This window comes from Mycobacterium sp., from assembly GCF_052144515.1.
GTDB lineage: Bacteria > Actinomycetota > Actinomycetes > Mycobacteriales > Mycobacteriaceae > Mycobacterium.
Map to the genome: position 1 here is coordinate 16,035 of NZ_JBKQQD010000423.1, position 21,735 is coordinate 37,769.

10 protein-coding genes and 2 pseudogenes are annotated in these 21,735 nt (G+C 65.4%); 3 read left to right on the forward strand and 9 right to left on the reverse strand.

The window, feature by feature from the left end:
• Positions 1-55: 55 nt before the first annotated feature.
• Positions 56-967: a formyltetrahydrofolate deformylase gene (purU, locus tag ACLP9N_RS28435; protein ID WP_442410492.1), complete on the reverse strand. Its 912-nt coding sequence runs from the start codon at positions 965-967 to the stop codon at positions 56-58.
• A 223-nt stretch (positions 968-1,190) separates the two neighbouring features.
• Here purU and ACLP9N_RS28440 point away from each other — a divergent pair.
• Positions 1,191-2,443 (forward strand): annotated as a pseudogene (locus tag ACLP9N_RS28440) (saccharopine dehydrogenase family protein).
• 175 nt (positions 2,444-2,618) lie between these two features.
• On the opposite strand, the gene ACLP9N_RS28445 reads toward ACLP9N_RS28440, so the two are convergent.
• On the reverse strand, positions 2,619-3,791 hold the full coding sequence (locus ACLP9N_RS28445) for a permease (RefSeq protein WP_442410502.1): 1,173 nt from the start codon (positions 3,789-3,791) through the stop codon (positions 2,619-2,621).
• Between the two features lie 395 nt (positions 3,792-4,186).
• Here ACLP9N_RS28445 and pks2 point away from each other — a divergent pair, with 395 nt between their 5' ends.
• Complete coding sequence (gene pks2 / locus ACLP9N_RS28450) at positions 4,187-10,435, forward strand: sulfolipid-1 biosynthesis phthioceranic/hydroxyphthioceranic acid synthase (RefSeq protein ID WP_442410493.1); 6,249 nt, start codon at positions 4,187-4,189, stop codon at positions 10,433-10,435.
• Positions 10,436-10,462: 27 nt separating this feature from the next.
• Here the strand turns inward: pks2 and ACLP9N_RS28455 are convergent.
• Positions 10,463-11,000, reverse strand: a pseudogene (locus ACLP9N_RS28455) (enoyl-ACP reductase); the annotation flags it as partial.
• Between the two features lie 98 nt (positions 11,001-11,098).
• The gene (locus ACLP9N_RS28460; RefSeq protein WP_442410494.1) at positions 11,099-11,911 is read right to left on the reverse strand and encodes a phthiotriol/phenolphthiotriol dimycocerosates methyltransferase; all 813 of its coding nucleotides are present in this window, start codon (positions 11,909-11,911) and stop codon (positions 11,099-11,101) included.
• A 212-nt stretch (positions 11,912-12,123) separates the two neighbouring features.
• Here ACLP9N_RS28460 and ACLP9N_RS28465 point away from each other — a divergent pair, with 212 nt between their 5' ends.
• Entirely contained in the window at positions 12,124-13,272 is a 1,149-nt protein-coding gene (locus tag ACLP9N_RS28465; RefSeq protein ID WP_442410503.1) for an LLM class flavin-dependent oxidoreductase, read from the forward strand.
• Between the two features lie 136 nt (positions 13,273-13,408).
• Here the strand turns inward: ACLP9N_RS28465 and ACLP9N_RS28470 are convergent, their stop codons facing one another.
• From ACLP9N_RS28470 to ACLP9N_RS28490, 5 genes are read right to left on the reverse strand one after another with little or no spacing between them, the layout of a single operon-like run.
• Positions 13,409-14,668, reverse strand: a complete 1,260-nt coding sequence (locus ACLP9N_RS28470) for a phthiocerol/phthiodiolone dimycocerosyl transferase (protein ID WP_442410495.1) — start codon at positions 14,666-14,668, stop codon at positions 13,409-13,411.
• A 27-nt stretch (positions 14,669-14,695) separates the two neighbouring features.
• Entirely contained in the window at positions 14,696-15,526 is an 831-nt protein-coding gene (locus ACLP9N_RS28475) for an ABC transporter permease (protein WP_442410496.1), read from the reverse strand.
• Positions 15,523-16,335: an ABC transporter permease gene (locus ACLP9N_RS28480; protein WP_442410497.1), complete on the reverse strand. Its 813-nt coding sequence runs from the start codon at positions 16,333-16,335 to the stop codon at positions 15,523-15,525. Before ACLP9N_RS28480 ends, ACLP9N_RS28475 begins: the two co-directional genes overlap by 4 nt.
• Complete coding sequence (locus ACLP9N_RS28485; RefSeq protein WP_442410498.1) at positions 16,332-17,318, reverse strand: ATP-binding cassette domain-containing protein; 987 nt, start codon at positions 17,316-17,318, stop codon at positions 16,332-16,334. The genes ACLP9N_RS28480 and ACLP9N_RS28485 overlap by 4 nt, the downstream gene beginning before the upstream one ends.
• 10 nt (positions 17,319-17,328) lie before the next feature.
• Positions 17,329-21,729 (reverse strand): type I polyketide synthase, encoded by a 4,401-nt coding sequence (locus ACLP9N_RS28490; RefSeq protein ID WP_442410504.1) that lies wholly within the window; start codon positions 21,727-21,729, stop codon positions 17,329-17,331.
• Between the last annotated feature and the right edge of the window lie 6 nt (positions 21,730-21,735).

The window sequence follows — 21,735 nt, forward strand, 5'->3', positions numbered from 1 at the left end:
GAACTGAAACTAAAGTGGCGCAAGTGGTTTCGTCAGGCGCGACCCTGGAACCGCGTCAGAACACGATGGTCTGGTTGTCGTGCACGATAACTCGGTCCTGGCAGTGCCAGAGCACCGCGCGGGAGAGCACCGCCCGTTCGACGTCCGCGCCGACGCGAATCAAGTCGTCGACGGTGTGCGTGTGATCGACACGGACGACGTCCTGTTCGATGATCGGCCCCTCGTCGAGCACTTCGGTTGCGTAGTGGGCGGTTGCGCCGACCAGCTTGACGCCGCGTTCCCGTGCGCGCTTGTAGGGGGATGCGCCGACGAATGCCGGCAGAAACGAATGATGGATGTTGATCACCGGGCAGCCGACTCCGTCGAGAAACGTCGGAGTGAGTATCTGCATGTAACGGGCCAGCACGACCAAATCGACATTGCCCGTGAGCAACTGGAGCTGACGCTGTTCGGCCTCGGCGCGGGTGTCGCGGGTGGCGGGGATGTGGATGAACGGCACGCCGAAGGGCCGAACCCGCTCGGCCAGATCGGGGTGGTTGCCGATCACCATGGCAACCGACATTTGCAGTTCGCCGCGACGGTTGCGCCACAACAGATCTAGCAAGCAGTGGTCTTCCTTGGACGCCATGATGGCGACCCGCTTGGGCTTGTCGGCCTCGGCGAAGCGGTAGTCGATGGCGAACTTGCCGGCCAGGGTGCTGGCGAACTCGCGCTCCAGCCCGTCGATGGCGGCGGTCAGCCCGGGCAGGTGAAAGATCGCGCGCTGCAGAAATGTCCCATCCTCCGGCGCGGTGGAGTGCTGGTCCAGGGAAATGATGTTGGCGCCGGCCTGAGTCAAGAACGTGCTCACCGCGGCGATCAGCCCCGGGCGATCGTGGCAGCGAAGCAGCAGCCGGCCGATATCGGCAGGCAGCGGCGGACCGGCAGGCGGCTGCGGGTAGTTTTCACGCTCAGTCGGTGTTGGCACCATTGATCATGGCTTTCTTTGCCGGTAGGTCCCACGACGAGGATCGCGGAATTTCAAATTTCCGCGCGCCACGATACCGCCCATCGCGTGAACCATCGGCGTCTCCCCGGTAGTGACGAGCCGCAGAGCGCCTGGTATCAGCCGCATGTGCCTACGGGGACAACTCGTAGGCTATTGGCTCGACACAGAAAATGGGCGGTGTTGACGGGTAGGAGATGAAGCGGTGAGCCCAGCGGAGCGCGACTTCGACATCGTCCTCTACGGCGTCACGGGTTTCTCCGGCAAGTTGACGGCCAGTTACCTCGCATGCGTGGCGGGAAAGGCCCGCATCGGGTTGGCCGGTCGCTCACGCGAACGGCTACGGGCGGTGCGGGGCACCCTCGGCCCGGTCGGACAGGATTGGCCGCTGATCGTGGCCGACGTGTCGGAGCCGTCGACGCTGGACGCGATGGCGGCCCGCACCCAGGTGGTCGTGACGACTGTCGGTCCCTACACCAGGTACGGGTTGCCGGTGGTGGCGGCCTGCGCCAAGGCCGGAACGGACTACGCTGATCTGACCGGTGAGGTGATGTTCGTCCGAGCCAGCATCGACCTCTACCACCAGCAGGCCGTCGACACCGGTGCCCGGATCGTATTCTCGTGCGGATTCGCTTCGATCCCTTCGGATTTGAATGTGCATCAGCTGTACCGCCAAACGACCCGCGACGGCGCCGGTGAACTTTGCGACACAACCTTTGTGTTTCGCTCCTTCTTCCAGGGTGGGGGCTCGGGGGGCACCGTTGCCTCGGAATTCGAAACGATGCGCGCTGCATCCAGTGACCCGGAAGCACGTCGCCTCATGAACGACCCGTACACGCTGACCACCGACCGAAATGCCGAACCCGATCTCGGTCCGCAGCCGGAGTTCGCGTGGCGTCGAGGCAGTCGGATCGCGCCCGAACTTGCTGGCTTCTGGACGGGCGGTTTGTTGTGGGGGCCCATAACACCCGAATTGTGCGGCGCAGCAACGCATTACAGGGCTGGCCCTATGGCAGGCGGTTCCGCTACTCAGAGACAATGAGTCTGGGAAGGTCCTTCGCAGCACCGGTCGCGTCCGCGGCTGTCACCGGCGCGATGGCGAGTTACTGGGCTTTGGGCACTCGGCACTTCAGGCGATTGCCGCAGCGATGGTTAAACCCCATCGCAAAGCCAGGCACCGGTCCGAGTGAGGCGATGCGGGAGCGCGGCCACTATACGGTCGAGACGTACACCACCACGACGTCCGGTGTCCGTTACATGGCGACTTTCGCGCAGCAGCGTGACGCCTACAACGCGTCCGGGATCCTGCTCGGTGAGAGTGGTCTCGCGCTGGCGCTCGATCGCGATCGGCTCACCGACCTGCGGGGAGTACTCACCCCCGCGGCGGCGATGGGCGATGCGTTGCTGGCACGTCTGCCGGCACCCGGGGTGTCGATGAGCACGATCCGGCTGAACTGAGTCACGATGCCGTCACAGCGGCGAAGTACCGGTTGCGGTATTCGCCCGATCGCAGGTAGCTGATCATCGAGAGCCCGGAAGCAATCTGCCCGCCAAGATATTCGAAGTGGACTCCGCCCACGTACTGACCGCTTGCGGGGGTCGGCCGGTCATTGCGCGCCGCTTCGCCGTGTAACTAGTGATGCTCGCTGTGATCGTGTTGGCCGTGCTCAGCGTCGGGGGAGCCACCCATCATGCGGACCATCGGGAGTCCCCCCGAAGTGATGAACCGGATTACCAGTACTGCCGCGATGACGAGGAAGACGATGTTGAGCCAGGTGGTGTAGTTCCACGAGATGCTCGCCTGCATGACCGTCGCATTTCGCTGGGTAGGGACGAGATTCGCTGTGCCAAAAATGAGTTCGACGAGGTATCCGGCGGCGACCATCGCGACGTAGAAGGTGCCGAGCAGGGTCAGCATCATTCGAGTGCCGTAGTACTTCCGGTAGATGTTCAGGATCGGAATGATCAACAGGTCGGCGTAGATGAACGCGATGACGCCGCCGAAGCTGATGCCCCCGTTCCACAGCACTGCGGCCATTGGCACATTGCCGATTGAGCAGACGAAGGACACGATCGCCACGATAGGTCCCAAGATCGGCCCCCACACTACCGCCCAGCCCGGACGATCAGCCAAAAAGAAGCTCTGCCAAAATGTTTGGGGCACCCATGCCGCGAGCGCACCAGCGATCAACAAGCCCAGAACGAGGTCGCGCAGGATCGCCAACCACTCCATGACGAACACATGCGAGACCGAAGTAAAGCCCTGCGGGGAAAAGAGCCGCCGCCAAAACGAGCCTTCCCCTTTGATGGACATGTCCATGGCGGCGTGGCCTTCCATCGAGCCCGCGATTCCCCGCTCGGCCTGCTCACGGGCGGCGTCGACGAGCCGGGAACGCACGAACAGCCGGAACAAGACGGCCAGTGCCACGATCATCAGTGGGCCGCCGACGAATTCCGCGGCGGTGAACTGCCAGCCCATCAGCAGAGCCAGGATGATGCCCAACTCGACTACCAGATTGGTAGAACCGATCTCGAATGCCATGGCGGCGGTGAAGTTGGCGCCCTTGCGGAACAGGGCTCGGGCCAAGGCCACCGCGGCATATGAGCATGACGACGATGCCGCTCCCAGGCCGGCGGCAACGGCCAGGGTTCGCGGCCGGTCGTCGCCCATCAGGGCAACGATGGTGGAGCGACGCACCACGGCCTGCACCACCGCCGAAAGCGCGAAACCCAGAATCAACGCCCATAGGATTTCCCATGTCATTGACCCCGCCAGCGCCAAAGCATGGCCGACCGCCGCCAGCATCCTGTCCAACGCCGTCCTCCACTTCTGTGGCGCATTCTGTCGCGCGCATTTCTCGGCGATTATCACGCCTGGTCGCCATCGGTGCGCCCGCTCCGCCAAATTATACCCCTATGGGGTATAAGTCAACAATTTGGTTCGCAGGCCAGTCGGCGCGCAAAACACCTGCTCAATGCCGCCAAACTGACAATAGGTGACCTAAATTATTCCTTTCTCACGTCCCGCTTAAGTGGGGCCGTTAAGCTTGACGGGTCATACGATGGGTCCTGCGTCGACACCCGGGCTAGCCCGGGCTGGGGGTTGCGAGGGCGACGCTGTGGGATTCCCACACCAATTTCAAATAATTAGGTGCTGTCCCGGAGCGGCACAGGTTGAGCTGAGACGAGGTTTGAGCGGCGATGGAATCACGTGTTACTCCCATTGCGGTTATCGGAATGGGATGCCGCCTTCCCGGGGGGATCGACTCGCCCGACGATTTTTGGCAGGCGTTGCTACAGGGCGACGACCTGGTTACCGAGATTCCCGCCGACCGGTGGGACGTAGAGGACCACTACGACCCTGAGCGGGGGGTACAGGGCCGGTCGGTGTCGCGGTGGGGCGGCTTCATCGACAACATCGGCGGATTCGACGCTGCGTTCTTCGGCTTCGGGGAACGCGAGGCGACCGCCATCGACCCCCAGCACCGGTTGTTGCTGGAGACCTCCTGGGAAGCGATCGAGCATGCTGGCATCGCGCCGCCGAGTTTGACCGGCTCCCGCACCGGCGTGTTCGTGGGGCTGTGCCACCACGACTACACCGTGCTGACCACCGACGCCGGCGCGCTGGACGACGCCTACGGCTTCACCGGGACGCCGTTCAGCATGGCCTCCGGACGGATCGCCTACGGGCTGGGACTGCTGGGTCCGGCGATCACCGTCGACACCTCATGTTCTTCCGGCCTGGTGGCCCTGCACATGGCGTGCCAGAGCTTGGACAGGGGCGAGAGCGACCTCGCCCTGGCCGGAGCCGCCATGGCGTTGCTGGAATCGCGTGTTTCCGCCGCCGCCTCTGCGCAGGGCATGCTGTCGCCCACCGGTCGCTGCCATACCTTCGACGTCGCCGCCGACGGATTTGTGCGGTCGGAGGGTTGCGGTGTGGTCTTGCACAAGCGACTCCCCGATGCTGTGCGCGACGGCGACCGGATTCTCGCCGTGGTGCGCGGCACGGCGGCCAACCAGGACGGCCGTTCCGAGACCATCACGACGCCGTCGTCGGACGCGCAGGCCGCGGTGTACAGGGCGGCGTTGGAGGTGGCAGGCGTAGACCCGGCCAGCGTCGGCATGGTGGAGGCGCACGGCACCGGAACCCCGGTCGGCGACCCGCTCGAGTTCACCAGCCTGACCGAGGTTTACGGCGCCAACGGGAATCGCGTCGCGCTGGGATCGGCAAAGAGCAACTTGGGGCACACCGAGGGGGCGGCTGGCGCCATCGGGCTGATCAAAGCCGTCCTCGGGCTGCAGCACGGGCTGGTGCCGCCGATGGTGCACTTTACCCGGCTGCCCGACGAGCTGCAGCAAATGGAAACCGGGCTGTTCGTGCCGCAGGAGGTCACCCGGTGGCCCGACAAGGGCGACGGGCCGCGACGGGCCGGGGTCACGTCGTTCGGGATGTCCGGGACCAACGTGCACGCCGTCCTTGAACAAGCTCCCGAGACGGGGGCCGCCACCGCTGAGGTGGCCGGGCCGCTGCTGTTCCCGCTGTCGTCGACTTCTGCTGACGAGCTCCGCAGGACCGCCCAGCGGTTGGCCGAATGGCTGGAAAAGAACAAAGGCGACGTGCCCGCACCGGACCTGGCCTACACCTTGGCGCGCCGCCGTGGGCGCCGAACGGTCCGCACCGCGCTGATTGCGGAAAACCTCGAAGAGCTGACCGCCGGGCTGCGCGAACTCACCGACGGCGAGACCCCATATGCCCCGGCGGCGGGTCATGACGACCGAGGACCGGTGTGGATTTTCTCGGGTCAGGGTTCGCAGTGGGCGGCCATGGGAGCCGAGCTGCTGGCCACCGAGCCGGTGTTCGCCGCAACCGTCGCCGAGGCGGAGCCGCTGATCGCCCGGGAATCCGGCTTTTCGGTCACCGACGCGATGTCGGCGCCGGAAACCGTGACCGGTATCGACCGGGTGCAACCGACACTGTTCACCTTCCAGGTCGCGCTGGCCACCGCCATGCGGGCCTACGGTGTGCAGCCCGGCGCGGTCATCGGGCATTCGCTCGGCGAGGCCTCTGCGGCCGTCGTCGCCGGGGCGTTGTCGCTGGAGGACGGGGCCAAGGTGATCTGCCGGCGCTCCAAGTTGATGTCTCGCATCGCGGGCGCGGGCGCGATGGCCTCGGTGGAACTGCCCGCCCAGCAGGTGCGCGATGAACTGGCCGCCCGAGGCGTCAGCGACGTGGTGGTCTCGGTGATCGCCTCACCGAATTCCACCGTCATCGGTGGCGCCACCCAAACGGTGCGCGAATTGGTCGCGGAGTGGGAGGCACGTGAGGTGATGGCCCGCGAGGTGGCCGTGGACGTCGCGTCGCACTCCTCTCAGGTCGATCCGATCCTCGCCGACCTGGCCCAGCAACTCGCGGACCTGCGGCCGACGCCGCCGAAGGTGACGTATTACTCTGCGACGCTTGACGATCCGCGCACCCGGCCGACCTTCGACGCCGGCTACTGGGTGGACAACCTGCGCCAGTCGGTGAAGTTCGCGGCCGCGGTGCAGGCTGCCCTGGACGACGGCCACCGCGTGTTCGGCGAGCCCTCGCCGCACCCGCTGCTGACCCGCGCGGTGGAGCAAACCGCCACCGCGGCCGACATCACCGTCGCGGCCCTGGCCGGCATGCGGCGCGAGCAGCCGGTGCCCTACGGATTGCTCGGCTTCCTGGCGGACCTTTACGGCGCGGGCGCCGCGATCGACTTCTCGGTGTTGTATCCCGGCGGGTGTCTTATCGATGCCCCGCTGCCGACGTGGACCCACCAGCGCCTCCTGGTCGAGGCCGACGGCTCACGGGCGCACGGAGAATCCACGGTGCCGGTGCACCCGCTGCTGGGTGCGCACGTCCGGTTGCCCGAGGAGCCCGAGCGCCACGCCTGGCAGGGCGACATCGGCACCGCGGCCCTGCCCTGGCTGGCCGACCACCAGGTGAACGGGGTGCCGGTCTTTCCGGGGGCCGGCTTCTGCGAGATGGCGCTGGCGTCTGCGGCGGTGGTGCTGGGGCCGGACTCCGAGGTGCGTGACGTTCGCTTCGAGCAGATGCTGATGCTGGACGACGAGACATCGGTGAGCGCGGTGGCATCGGTGGAGGACGCCGGGGTCGTCGACTTCGTCGTGGAGACCGATCGCGAAGGGGAGCGCACCCGGCGAGCGGCCGCAGTGTTGCGCGCGGCCGATGACGAGGCGCCGCAGCGGCGGGACGTTGCCGCCCTGCTGGCCACCCACCCGCAGCAGACGGAAGGCGCCGCATTGCGGCAATCGTTCGGGGAGCGCGGGATTCAGTATGGCCCCACCTTCACCGGTCTCGTGTCGGCGCGCACTGCCGACGGTAAGGGCCCCAGCGTCGTCGCCGAGGTCGGGTTGCCCAGCGGGGTGCGGTCGCAGCAGGCCGGCTACGGGGTGCATCCCGCCTTGTTGGATGCCTGCTTCCAGTCGGTGATGGCGCACCCGACGGTGGCTGCCGCCGATGGTGGGGTGCTGCTGCCCCTGAGCATCAAGAGGCTGCGCCGTTACGCCCCGACGCGCGCTACAAGGTACTGCCACCTGCGGCTCACCGCGGCGAGCGGGTCGACGTTCGAGGCTGACCTGGACCTGCTGGACGAGAACGGCGCGGTTCTGCTGGCCGTCGAGGGCCTGCGGATGGGCAGCAGCGGCGGGGGGACCGACCAGCTGATGGCCGAGCGGCTGCTGACCGTCGACTGGCAGCAGCAGACGCTGCCGCCGGTGCCGGAGCGGGCCTTCGGAGGTTGGTTGCTGATCAACACCGCCGAGACCGACCTGCTGGAGTCCAGGCTGACGGATGCGCTGAAATCTCTTGGTGCACAATGCACAGCCCTCAACTGGCCGGAGCAGGCCGACCATCTGGCCAACGCCGAACAGCTGGGTGCCGCGGTGCGCGGCGGTCTGGAAGGCGTGGTGATCGTCTGCCCGCCGCCCGTTGGCGACCCGGACGAACAGGGTCTTTTGCAGGGCCGTGAACAGGTGCGTCATGTAGTGCGCATGATTCGCGATCTGCCCGAAATGTCGGCCAACCCGCCGCGGCTGTATGTCGTGAGCAGGCGGGCCCAGGTCGTTGTCCCAGATGACCGGCCCAATCTGGTACAGGCCGGACTTCGTGGGCTGCTGCGGGTGGTCGGCGCGGAGAACCCCCAGCTGGGCACCACCCAGATCGACATCGAGGAAGACGCTGATATCGATCAGGTGGCCCAGGAGCTGCTGTCCGGTTCGCCAGAAGACGAAACCGCCTGGCGCGGCGGGCACTGGTACACCGCACGGCTGCGCTGCACGCCGCTGGGTCCCGACGAACGCCGGGTCACCACGGTCAAACACGAATCCGATCGGATGCGCGTTACGGTCCGCCATCCCGGCGACCTGCGGACACTGGAATTCATTGCCCTGCAACGCAAGGCGCCGGGACCGGGCGAGGTGGAGATCGCGATCGACGCCTCCACCCTCAACTTCCTGGACGTCCTTGCCGCCCTGGGCCGTTACCCCGACCTGGAAGGCCGGCCACACCAGCTGGGATTCGATTTGGGCGGCGTGGTCAGCCGGGTCGGCGCCGACGTCGGCCACCTTACGGTCGGCGACCGGGTGGGCGGCTTCTCCGGCTACGCCAACGGCTGCTGGGGCACCTTCGTCACCTGTGACGCCAGGCTGGTCGCCCCGTTGCCGGACGGCCTGACCGCAGTCCAGGCGGCCTCTGCGGCAACGGGTTACGGCACCGCCTGGTATGGGCTGTGCGACCTGGCCGGGATGACGGCCGAGGACAAGGTGTTGATCCACTCGGGTACCGGCGGCGTCGGCCAGGCCGCGATAGCGATCGCCCGCCTGGTGGGTGCCGAGATCTTCGCCACGGCCGGCAGCCCGGAGCGCCGAGCTGTATTGCGCGACATGGGTATTGAGCACGTCTACGACTCGCGCAGCACCGAGTTCGCCGAGCAGATTCGGCGCGACACCGACGGGTATGGCGTTGACGTCGTGCTCAACTCGCTGACCGGTGCGGCGCAGCGCGCCGGGCTGAACCTACTGGCCTACGGCGGGCGCTTCGTCGAGATCGGCAAGCGCGACATCTACGGCGACACCCGGCTTGGCCTGTTCCCGTTCCGCCGCAACCTCACCTTCTATGCCGTCGACCTGGCCCTGCTATCGGAGACGCACCCGCGGCGCCTGCAGGAGCTGCTGCGCACGGTGTATCAGCGGGTCGCGGATGGTGACCTACCCCTGCCGACCATCACCGAATACCCGCTGTCCGAGGCCGCTACCGCGATCCGGGTGATGAGCGGCGCCGAGCACACCGGCAAGCTGGTGCTCACGGTGCCTCACACCGGGGAGAGCCGCGCGGTGGTGCCGCCCGAGCAGGCTCCGGTCTTCCACGACGACGGCGCGTACATCGTGACCGGCGGTCTGGGCGGGTTGGGACTGTTTCTGGCGACCGAGATGGCCAAGGCGGGCTGCGGACGGATCGTGCTGACCGCCCGCTCCACCCCAACTCCGAAGGCGCGGCAGGCCATTGAGCGTATCCGCGCCACCGGGGCCGACATTGTCGTGGAGAGCGGCAACATCGCCGAGGCCGAAACCGCGGCCCGGGTGGTGGCCGCGGCCACCGCAACCGGGCTTCCGCTGCGCGGCGTGCTGCATGCCGCCGCGGTGGTCGAGGACGCGGTCCTTGCCAACATCACCGACGAGCTGATCGACCGGGACTGGGCGCCCAAGGTCTACGGCGTGTGGCACCTGCACCAGGCGACTGCCGGACAGCCACTGGACTGGTTCTGTTCGTTCTCCTCGGTGGCGGCGCTGTTCGGCTCGCCCGGTCAGGGGGCGTACGCCGCTGCCTGCAGCTGGCTGGACGCCTTCACCCAATGGCGCCGCGGCCAGGGCCTACCGGCCAGCGCGATCGCGTGGGGGGCGTGGGGCGAAATCGGCCGGGCCACCTTCCTGGCGGAAGGCGGCCGGACCACGATGATCACTCCGGAAGAGGGCGCGCACGCGTTCGAGGAAGTGTTGCGTTACGACCGTGGCTACACCGGCTACGTTCCGACGACGGGGGCACCGTGGCTGGCCGCGCTGGTTGCGCGCAGCCCGTTCGCCGAAGCGTTCCAAGCCGCCGGAGACCACCACGCGGCCGAAAGCTCCACGCTGCGTGCCGAACTGCGGACGCTGTCGCAGGACGAATGGCCCGCCCGGCTGCGGCGTCTGGTGGCCGAGCAGATCGGCCTGATCCTGCGTCGCGCGGTCGACCCTGACCGCCCGTTCGCCGACCACGGACTGGACTCGCTGGGCAACCTCGAACTGCGGACCCGCATCGAAGCCGAGACCGGTATCCGCATCACGCCCAAGGCCATTGCGACCTATAACACCGCGCGTGCTTTGGGCCTGCACCTTTCGGAGATGCTGGCGGCCGAAGAAGGCTAGCCAATGGCACCGTGAGAGGCGCCGGTTTCAGTTCAGCCGGATCGTCCCCATGGACACCCCCGCGGCCGGAAGCCGCGCCAAAAGCGCATCGCCCATCGCCGCGGCGGGAGTGAGCACCCCGCGCAACTCGGAGAGCCGATCGCGATCGAGCGCCAGCGCCAGACCACTCTCCCCGAGCAGCACCGCCGTCGCGTTGTAAGCGTCGCCCGGCGAAAGTCGCGCGGTAGCGGGCACCGGTCGTCGTCGCGGTGGTGTACGTCTCGATCGTGTAGTGCCCGCGCTCCCGTGTCGCCCCGCTCGGACCGGTGCCCGGCGTCGGCGTGATGCGCTCCACCAATCGTCGGGGCAATCGCCTGAAGTACCTGTTGCCCAAACCAAAGACGCCCTTCACAGCGGCGGTGACAGCCACGGAGGCGATTGGCCGCGAACGACGTTCCCACACTCATCATTTCGGAGTAGCGGAACCGCTGGCCATAGGCCAGTCCTGTAATGCATTGCTAGGCCGGACAATCCGGGAGTTATAGGGACCCGGTACAAATCCGCCGATCCAGAGGCCCGACAGTTGGATAATGTCGAACTCCCGCTTGGCCGGGCTCATGCGACCGGCACTACTCGAGCAGTTGGACGAGTGGCCCCCGGCCTCGGCGTCTGGTCGCTTCGCTCTCAATCCTTGGTAAAGCAGTACATCCGGTATGACACGTCCCCGTTTTGCAGTCCTTGGTATAACGACGAGCCATTCACGCCTGCGAATTCACGGCCGACGATGCGTAGGAAGGCCGGCATATGGCGATCGACCAGGTTCTGTGACCGCTCCGAATTTTTCTCCAGGCCGCGCAGAACCTCCGCGTTGATGACCCGCTGCGAAAGCTGCCGCATTGGGGCGTTGGCCAAGTCCGCCTCCCACTCGGCGACACGGACGCTAGGGCGGAGATCGCAGTATAAGAAATACCCCCCCGGGCGCAGCACGCGCGCCACCTCGGCCAGAAAGCGCGAAAACCGAGGGTAGCAGTGCGAGGCTTCGACATTGAGCAACACGTCGAAGGATTGGTCGTCGAAGGGCAGGTTCTCAGCGTCGCCCTGCACGAAATCCAAACCGGGCAGATTATGTGTTTTTTGGCAAAACGCGATGCCGGCCGGGTTCAGGTCCAGCCCCGTGTAGGAGGCCGGGCGCAAGGTGCGCACGAGGTATGAGGCTCCGCCGCCGTGACCGCAACTGACCTCAAGCACCCGTTTACCGCTGAGATCCGCCTGGGTCGCCGTGCGGTGGTAGAGCTGGATGGAGGTTCGGTTGGGCTCGTCAGACGCCTCCAGCGGCAAGGCCATCGGCGGATCCTCCTCATAGGCCCAGTTGATGAACAAAACTTGGTTTTCAGAGAGCCCGCGTGTCAGGAGTGGGTACCAGTACCTCCAGAGTTTTTTGTAGGCCGGGGTCGATCCCAGGCGGTAGAGGAGGCGCATATGGGGACTGCTGGCCATCGGGCCAGTATGGCAGGCACGAAACATGAACGGTCCGGTCGGGGGCAGCCAGATGAGGTTCCACAAGGGTGAACACAGTCTTACATCAGGTCATCGAAAACGAACCGATTGCCAGTCCCAGCAGTCAGCTGTCCACCATCAGGGGCGAAGTGATGGGGTGCTAGCGTCCCATCAATGACGTTGATCATGAGCGTGGTATTCGGGCGGTAAGTATTAACGGATTTCGTTTCGGCATCGTCGATGCGATCGTGAACTCGCGCTTTTCGCCTAGCCTGCTGCCTCGGCTTAGTTCCCTGGCTGCCGCAGCGACGGGCGCCGAATCGTATTGGGTGGGCGACCACCTGAACTCGCTGGTGCCGCGCTCGATCGCGACACCGGAACATCTCGGCGTTGGGGCGAAACTGGTGCCCAAGATTGACGCCAACCTGGAAGCGTGGACGATGCTTGGATATCTCGCCGCGCGGAACCGGCTCCGCCGCCTGCGACTTGGCGTGTGCGTGACCGACGCCGGTCGCCGCAATCCAGCGGTCACGGCGCAGGCCGCCGCGACTCTGCATCTGCTTACCCGAGGCCGAGCCATCCTTGGTATCGGAGTCGGGGAACGTGAAGGCAACGAGCCCTATGGCGTGGAATGGTCCAAGCCAGTGGCACGGTTCGAAGAAGCCCTGGCCACAATTCGCACGTTGTGGGATTCGGACGGGGAGCTTGTCTCGCGTGAATCGCCATACTTTCCCCTACATAACGCCGTTTTCGACCTGCCGCCATACCGGGGCAAATGGCCCGAAATCTGGGTCGCGGCCCACGGTCCGCGGATGCTGCGGGTCACTGGACGCTATGCGGACGCCTGGGTTCCCTTTGTTGTGTCTCGTCCCAGCGATTACGCCCGCGCACTCGAAGCCGCACGCGTTGCGGCGTCCGACGCCGGTCGTGACCCGATGTCGATCACCCCTGCCGTGCTGCGTACCGTGGTCAGCGGCCGGAATCGCGACGACGTGGATGAGGCGTTGGACTCTGTCATCATGAAAGCGTCGGCGCTTGCTCTTCCGGCAGAAGCCTGGGCACGCCACGGCGTTCAGCATCCACTGGGAGCCGACTTCTCCGGCGTACAGGATTTGAGCCCACAAATCATCGACAAACAGACGGCCTTGTCATACGCAGCGAAAGTCCCAGCTTCACTTATGAAGGAATACTTTTTCCACGGGACACCCGGCGAAGTCATCGACCAAGTAGCGGAATGGCGCGATCAAGGCGTCCGATACCTACTGGTTATCAACGGCAGCCTGCTTAGGCCGCGCCTAGGCAAGAGTTTGGCGTCAAGCCTGCCACACGTAAGGGTCCTGCGCGGACTCAAAAAGCTGTGAATGGCCACTCACGCAGTCGCCCTCTCGGTAGCGTAGCGCTAGCACCCGGTGCACAAAACTTCACCAGCCTGCTCGCCGACCCCGCCTAACCCCGGTCGTCGATCCAGAAGCTCTGAAGGGTCGATGATCCGGCCGATCACTCAGATTCCCAGCCGTCGTCCGTGGGCAAAGAGCACAGTATCGAACGGATCGCCTCCAGGGACCGTTCCCGCCCCGCCACGTGCGCGTGGTGCTCGATGAACAGTCGTTGGGCAAAGGTTCCGCAGCTGTAGACGTCGACGGGGGCGCGGTAGAGGGCGTGCAATTCGCTCTGAAAGTCCACCAGCTCCAAACCCGCAGGTACGCGTACCACGGGGATCTCACCGGCGTCCGTGCACAGGACCATCGGGGGCAGCCCGGCAGGAGTTCCTTCGTATTGAAGGCTGAAGTGCAGTAGCGCCTGCTGGATCACACCGTCGGACAAGTCGGTTCGAAAAGTGGCGATGATGTCGCGGGCGAGGTCGACGATGTCGGTATCGGGCCCGATGTCGGCGAGATAGGTTGCGACCCCCTGCGGGTTGGTGCTGCCGGTCATACTCACCGGGGGCGAGAGGAAGTAACGCAAATCGACGGGATAAAGGTAGGGAATCGGGATGTGCGGAGTATTGCGGAGTTCCCACTCGGCCAGCAGGATGGCCGCGGCTACCAGCGAGTTGAGGCTGAGATGATGGGTACGGCCGAACTCGACGAGCTCTGCTGTCTCCTGCGCGGTGAACCGGCACCTGGCAGCCGGAATAATCTGAGGCTTATCAGATTTGGCGACAACGATTGACCCGTTGGCTGGAGGTAGCTCGTAGGCGAACATCGCCCGGAACAAACGCTCGAGACCCGACCGCTGCTTTTTCTCGACGCCACGCTGCTCCAGCACCACCTCCAGCGGTTCAGGCGCGGGCTGTGGGGTTACCGGACCGACACTGCCAGTGGTCACCACGTCCGTGTAGTGCGAAAAGAACTCTTCGAGAAGTCCGAACACATGGTGAGCGTCGGCCAGGCTGTGGTGGACATAAAGGGTCAGCTCGGCCCGTTGCCCGCTGAGAGTCAACCGCAGATTCATCAGGGACAGGCTCTGATCGAGTTGCATTCCGGCGGTTCCCGAGGAAGCCTCGTTGTCCTCGTCGACTATCCATATCCCAGGGTGGAGCAGGTCTTCGGCAACGATCTGGTGGCGCCCATCGGGTCCTTGCTCGAGATGACCGACAAAGATCGGGTGGGCCTGCAAGAGCGCGTCGAAGGCGTCTGACATCGCGTTGACGTCCACTCTGCCACTCATCTGCACCGTCAACGCGAAATACGTCTCGTTATGCGCGAACACTTCCTCGCTGTGCGCCAGCTTGCGGATCACCGATCCGGGAAACATCGTCAGACTCCCTCTTTCAATACTTGGTCAACGCATGCTGGCCCGGCGATAGCCGAACACCATCGGCATTGCGCAGGCAGCGGCGATGCCGATGGCCCACAGCAGCGTTGCGATCATCGGCGATTGCACCGGACCACCCACCGATAATCCGCGCATCGTCTCAATGGCGTAGCTCATCGGCTGATGCGCGACCACCGGCTGAATCCAGCGAGGATATTGGTCCACCGGCAGGAAACCGGTGGAGAAGACAACCGCGAGTACGTGCACGAGCGTAACCGCCTCGAGCAGGAATGTTTTCGCCGAGTGCAACGCGACTGTTGTGATGAGGGATGCCCACGCCACTCCGAATATCACCGGAACCACCAACCATGCCAGGCTCGCGAGCACTCCCTGCTCGAACCGGAAACCCAGCATCACGCCCACACCCAATATCACCAGGGTCGTGACCACGATCCGAACCACCTCGGCGATGATCCGCGAGAGCACACCCGAGGCACGGTGCACGGGCAGTACCCATAGCCGGGAAAGCAAACCGTCGGTGCGCTCCCCGATGAGGCCGATCGCCCCGGTCGCCGATCCATGGATGGCAGCGGCGAGCGCGTTCATCGGAACGGTACCGTACAGTGCGCTGTGTCCGGTGATTTGTGAAATCTGTTGGCCAAGAACAACGTTCAACGTCAACAGGAAACAAATGGGCAGCACCAGCGCCAAGAGGGCAGTAGTGGGATCGCGGGCCCACCGCACCAGTATCCGCTGCGTCTGCACCAGGGTCTGCGGAACCAGCACCCGCACCGAATTCTCGTGGCGCGGCTCGTCTGCACGCAGATGCGTGGCTTCCTCACACACGAGAGACATCATTGCCGCTTGGACAGCACGATAGCCGACACCGGCACCAGGACCACCGCCAACCCGGACAACCACGCCAGCGTCGGCATCATCACCGACCAGGTAACCGATCCCGCAGCCGGCGTGGTGTCGCCGCCCAGAACACGCATGGCGTCGACGAACTGGGAAATCGGCTGGTTGCGCACAATGGGCTGAATCCAATGGGGAAACTGCTGCACCGGTTGGACACCGACAGACAGGAGCCCGAAAATCAGCGGCGGCAGGATCAATAACGGCGTCATCGCCTCCGGGTTCCGGCTACCGGTGCCGGCCAGGTCCGCGCCGAATGACATCACCGCCCCGACGACGATCACCAACACGCAAAATCCGGTGATATATTCGGCGCCGCGATAAAACCGGAACCCGATCACGTGGCCGCAGATCAGTGCCACCGCCAAAGCAACCGAGCAGCGGTACACCGCAGCTGAGATACGGGCGGCCACCGGCGTCAGCGGGGCCATCGGCATGGACCTGAACCGGCGATTGAGGCCCTGCAACGAGTCGGTCGCCGCCCGAAACGCTGTCGACATGGCGGCGAACGTGACCGCCTGAAGCGCGATCAACGGCATGATGTACTGCGCGTAGCTGCTGCTGAAGCCCTTGGTGGCAGTACCCATCACGTGGCTCAGCGGGATGTACAAGCCGGCCGTGAAAACCACCGAAGACGCGATCGTGAGGGCAAGCTCACCGTTGCGCAGGGTCGGTATGATGAAGCGCACGGTGAGCACCCACCATTGCGCGAACGTCGACGGACGTGACCGCGCCGGCGTCGCGGCAGTCACTGCATCACCTCGGTAACCGGAGCGCGCGACGCGCTGGAATCCTCGGTCAACGCAAGGAATACGTCATCCAGGGACGGACGCCGCAGCCCAACATCGGCCACCTCGATATTGGCCGCCGCCAGCCGCCACACGGCCTCGACCAGTGTGTTGGCACCACGCGGCGCCGGCAGCGCGATCCGTTCCGATTCCGATGTCAGGGCAGCCCTGTTCTTCTCCGGCAACAGCGAGCCGAGCGCATCGGCGATCGCCGGCAGATCGTTGAGATGCCGTGGAACGATTTCGCAGAAACTGCCACCTGTGCGTGCCTTGAGCTCATCAGCCGTTCCCTCCGCGATGACCGATCCGTGATCGATCACGATGATCCGATCACTGAGCTCATCGGCTTCCTCGAGATACTGCGTGGTCAGCAACGTGGCTATGCCCGCGCTCTTGAAGCCGGCAACCAGATCCCAAATACCCTGCCTGCTCCGCGGATCCAGCCCGGTGGTGGGCTCGTCCAAGAACACCACCTGAGGCTGGACCACCAAACCGCACGCGATATCTATCCGTCGGCGCATCCCGCCCGAGTAGGTGCCCACTCGCCGATTTCCGGCATCCACCAGATCGAATTCACCGATGAGCTCGCTGGCCCGGGCGCGCGCCGCAGACTTACTCAACCCGAATAAACGACCGAACATCACCAGGTTTTCGTAACCGGTCAGCATGTCATCGATGGCCGCATGCTGGCCGGTGAGCATGATCGACCGGCGCACACCAGCCGGTTCGGAAACGACGTCATAGCCGGCCACGGTCGCACGACCGCGGTCCGGCCGGCTGAGCGTCGACAAGATGTCCACGATCGTCGTCTTGCCCGCCCCGTTCGGGCCGAGCAGACCGATCACCTCACCGCGACCGATGTCAAAACTAATGTCATCCAGGGCCACAACCTCACCGAACGTCTTGCGAATCCGGTCGACCACCACAGCCTTATCGGAATTGCTCATCTGGTTCTCCTCACCCGTCGAACGTCGACAAGTCCACCAGAGCCAAGTCGTCTGTGGCCGCGCCCGTTTCATCATGGCTTGCGGCGATAGCCTCTTTGATCAGCTCGCTGAGTGCGACCGGGAAGCCGGCCATCAACGCCTCCACCGTTGCGCGCTGGAGTCGGCGGGTGTCATACCACCAATCCAGGTGCAGCACGCCGGAGCAGCGATACACCCGCAATTCGACGGCATGGCCCAGGCCGGGAAGCGTCTCACGCACCGGCATCGTCGTGTCGGAGTCGAACTGCACAGGCGCGTCAACCGACGGCAGCTCAGGGATGACACCCTCGTACCGGAAGTGGATATCCGAGGGGGCTTCGGCGCCGAGCAGCCGTGCGGTGGGCGCGTAGACATGCCGTAACAATCCGTACCCGATCCCGTAGTGCGGAACGGACTTGAGGGTGTCGCGGACGGTCGCCAACAGCTGGATCGCACCTCCGGCGATCCCGCACGGCAACGGGACCGGGTAGATCGTGGCGAACCGGCCCATGGTTTTTCGCAAGTCGACGTCTGGCCGCAGCACCGAGCGGCCGGGCCCCTCCATGTCTACCGCGACCACGCCATCGCCGATTGTCCGGGCGATCGTCGCGCTCAGCGCTGCGAGCAGAATCTCCTCGATCGACGGCCCAAGCCTGCGCCGAGCGTCGTCGACCTCGGATGTCTGTTCGCTCGTCAGAATCGACGACAGCCGTGTCAGATTCTCGCATCGGGGTGGTTGCGTGATTTCGGGATCGGCCAGCCGCAGGGTGGCCTTTCTCGAGTTCTCCAGCCAGAAGTCGCGAGTGTCGAGGACCGCCGGATGCGTCGCAAGGCCCCCGCATCGCAGTGACCACTCGCGCCACGAGGTGGTTGCCGGTTGCAGCGCGATGTCCTCGCCCGCCAGTCGTTGGGCGAAGGCGGTCAGGATGTCGGTGACCAGGATTTCTCGCGATGCGTTGTCGAGGACCATCTCGTGCACACTAAGGGCCAGATAGCAGGTGCCGCCTTTGGCACCGGCGATGTAGCCGGCAGCCAGCGGGGTGGTCGAGAGATCTTGTCCGGCACTGAGCTCGGTCAGGATGTTCATAACCGCTGCCCGTCCGGATTCACTTGCCGGATCGACGTCGTCGGGAAGTGACCTGCAGGACAGCCGGTCGAATTCCTGGGGCGGTGCGATGTGCTGCTCCCATGTTCCGGCGTGGTCGACGACCCGCAGGCGCAACGCGTCGTGGTGGTTGGCCAGCGCGGTCAGCACGGCTCGGGCGTCCTCGGGGCCCACGCTGGGGTCGAGCCGCAGGATCAGCGGAAGCCGCCAGCGTCCCGCCTCGCGCACCCCCCGTTCGAGAAAGTAGGCGATATTCGGCGGAACCGCCGAGTGCATCGCGGCATCGGGTGGTTGGGCCAACCCGCCTTGTGCATATTCGGCGTCGGTCGCGGCCGCCAGGGCGGCCACGGTCGGATGGTCGTACAGATGCTGCGGCCTGATGTCCAGCCCTTCGTTGGCGGCGCGCGAAGCGATGCCGATGGCGATCAGGGAATCGCCGCCGAGCTCGAAGAAGTTGTCGTTGCGGTCGATCGAGTTGATGCCCAAGCATTGCACCCAGATGCGCTGCAATGTCGCCTCGGTGTGCGACTGCCCGTTCTGAGCCACCCGCGAATCGGCGGCCGCTCCATCCGAGGACGCGACCGGCACGCCGTTGGCGCCGTTGGGAGCGTCCGCCCAGACGGTGGGCTTCGGATCTACCCAATGCCGTTGGTGGGCAAACGGATAGCCGGGCAGGGAAACGATCCGCGGCCGTGCTGAGTGCAGGGGTGTCCAGTCGACCTCCACCCCGGCCGACCACAGTTGGCCGAGCGCGAGCAGGAAGGCGTCCCGGTCATTGATGCTCTGAACCGGGTGGCGCACGAGCCGAACGGCGCGGTGCCCGCTTGACCACTTCGGGTGCCGCATCGCCGAGCCAGTCAGGCTGCCGCCGGGACCAACCTCGACCAGGATGCGACGCGGATCGGTCAGCAGCACGTCGAGTTCGTCAGCGAACCTGACTGTGGCGCGTATCTGGCGCGCCCATGCCGCTGGGTCGGTTGCCTCCCGTGCCGACATCCACGTTCCGGTGACGTTGGCAAGCAAGGGTGTGTGCGGATCGTGCAGCTCGAACGCGGAAAGGAAGTCCTGGAATTCGGGCAGCACGGGATCCATCGAACTGGAATGGAACCCGTGCGACGTGCGCACCCGTCGAGCGGTTATCCCATGCTCGCGAAGGCGTCCGCTGAACGCCCGAATCTGCTCCTCCGACCCGGCGACCACACAGCTGCCGGGATCGTTCACCGCGGCGATGTCCACCCCGGGTGAAAGGTGGTCGGCGAGGTCGTCGGGGCTCAGTGCCACCGCCACCATTGCCCCCGGCGGTGAGGCATGCATCAGGCGCGCACGCATCGAGACCGCTTTGATCGCTGTCTCGAGGTCGAATACCCCCGCCAGAGTGGCCGCCACGTATTCGCCGATGCTGTGTCCGGCCAATGCCCCGGCGCGTACGCCGTAGGCGGCGATCAACTTCGCGAGCGCGTATTCCACCGCGAACAGCGCGGGTTGGGAGCGATCGGTGCGCTCCAGGTTCGCCGCGTCCCCGCCGAACACCTCGGCGCGCAGGTCGAAGCCCAGCTCGTCGCCGAATCCCACGGCGCAGGTATTGAACTGCTCGGCGAAAACGGGCTCGGTTTCGTAGAGCCCCTGTGCCATGCCGGCGTACTGAGCTCCCTGTCCGGGAAACAGGAAAACGATTCGGTCCGAGGATGATTCACCCTTTTCGGCACCCTCTACGGATTCGCCGACGAAAACATTGTCGTGCTCGGACGCCCGCAACACCGTGACCGCCTGCTGCCGGTCGTTGACGACGGCCGCCATCCGTACTTTGTGTTTGCGTCGGCCGGCGAGCGTGCCCGCGACGTCGGACATGTCCGGCTCGTCTGGACCGGCCAACGCGGCGGCCAGGGCAGACCGCGATTCCGCCAGCGCCGCAGCCGTTGCCGCCGACAGCAGCAGCACCTGGGGGCCGGGCTGCCTGGCGCGCGCCGCAACTGCCGGCGCCTCCTCGACGACGACGTGGGCGTTGGTGCCCCCCACCCCGAACGAGCTGACCCCGGCGCGACGGACTCCGTCCCACTCCCACGGGCCGTACTCGGCTCGCACGACGAACGGAGACTGATCGAGACGCAGCTCCGGGTTCGGACTCGTGAAGTGCAACGTAGCCGGAATGGCCTGATTCTTCAGGCACAGGATCGTTTTGATCAGACCCGCGATGCCCGACGCCACCTCGAGGTGGCCGATGTTGGACTTGACCGATCCGAGGACGCACGGGCCTGGCCTGGCTTGCCGGGACACGCCGAATGCCGTTCGTAGGCCGTCGACTTCGATAGGGTCACCGAGCGGCGTGCCGGTGCCGTGCGTCTCGACGTAGCTCACGGTCGACGAATCGATGCCCGACACCGCGTGTGCCTCGGCGATCACATCGGCCTGAGCGACTGGATTGGGGGCTGCGTACCCCATTTTCATGGATCCGTCGTTGTTGGTCGCCGACCCCCGTATGACGGCATGAATCCGGTCCCCGTCGTCGACGGCAGCTTGCAACGGTTTGAGGACGACAATGGCGACTCCGCTGCCGAAGACGGTGCCATCGGCTCGGACATCGAAGGGCCGACAATAGCCGAGCGGCGAAACAACCGATCCCGGTTCGTGAAAGTAACCGACGTGGTGCGGGATGCGCAGCGATACCCCACCCGCCAGGGCCATGTCGCATTCACCACTGAGCAGGCTCAGACAGGCCAGGTGCACCGCGACCAGCGACGACGAGCACGCGGTTTGCACCCCGATGCTCGGGCCGCGCAGATTGAACTGATGTGACACCCGCGTTGCCAGATAATCCTTGTCATTCTGCAGCGACAGTCCGATCAGCTCGAAGTTGGCGCCCTGCGAGAAGATGGAATTCGGATCATGGTGCGACAGCAGGTTGTGCAGGAGATAGCCGCTGCCGGAGCTGCTTCCGTAAACCCCGATCGAGCCGTCGAACCGCGCGGGGTCACAGCCGGCGTCCTGCAAGGCATGCCACGCGCACTGCATGAACAGCCGGTGTTGCGGATCCAGCGTCCGAGCGGCCTGCGGCGGTAACCCGAAGAAGTCGGCGTCGAACTCGTCGACGCCGCTGAGGATCGGCGCACGGCGGACATATGCCGGATTCGCCAGGGTCTTCTCGCCGATTCCGGCGGCCTGGAGCTCCTGCCCTGACAGGGTGACGATCGACTCCTCGCCACGCCGAAGGTTGTCCCAGAATGCCGACACGGAGTCGGCGCCGGGAAATCTGCCGGCCATCCCGACGACCGCGATCGCGTTGCTGGGCATCGTGTC

Coding starts and splice junctions, on each gene's coding strand:
- ACLP9N_RS28445 (WP_442410502.1), bottom strand. CDS start 3,791: ATGCTGGCGGCGGTCGGCCATGCTTTGGCGCTGGCGGGGTCAATGACA.
- pks2 (WP_442410493.1), top strand. CDS start 4,187: ATGGAATCACGTGTTACTCCCATTGCGGTTATCGGAATGGGATGCCGC.
- ACLP9N_RS28460 (WP_442410494.1), bottom strand. CDS start 11,911: ATGGCCAGCAGTCCCCATATGCGCCTCCTCTACCGCCTGGGATCGACC.
- ACLP9N_RS28470 (WP_442410495.1), bottom strand. CDS start 14,668: ATGTTTCCCGGATCGGTGATCCGCAAGCTGGCGCACAGCGAGGAAGTG.
- ACLP9N_RS28475 (WP_442410496.1), bottom strand. CDS start 15,526: ATGATGTCTCTCGTGTGTGAGGAAGCCACGCATCTGCGTGCAGACGAG.
- ACLP9N_RS28485 (WP_442410498.1), bottom strand. CDS start 17,318: ATGAGCAATTCCGATAAGGCTGTGGTGGTCGACCGGATTCGCAAGACG.
- ACLP9N_RS28490 (WP_442410504.1), bottom strand. CDS start 21,729: ATGCCCAGCAACGCGATCGCGGTCGTCGGGATGGCCGGCAGATTTCCC.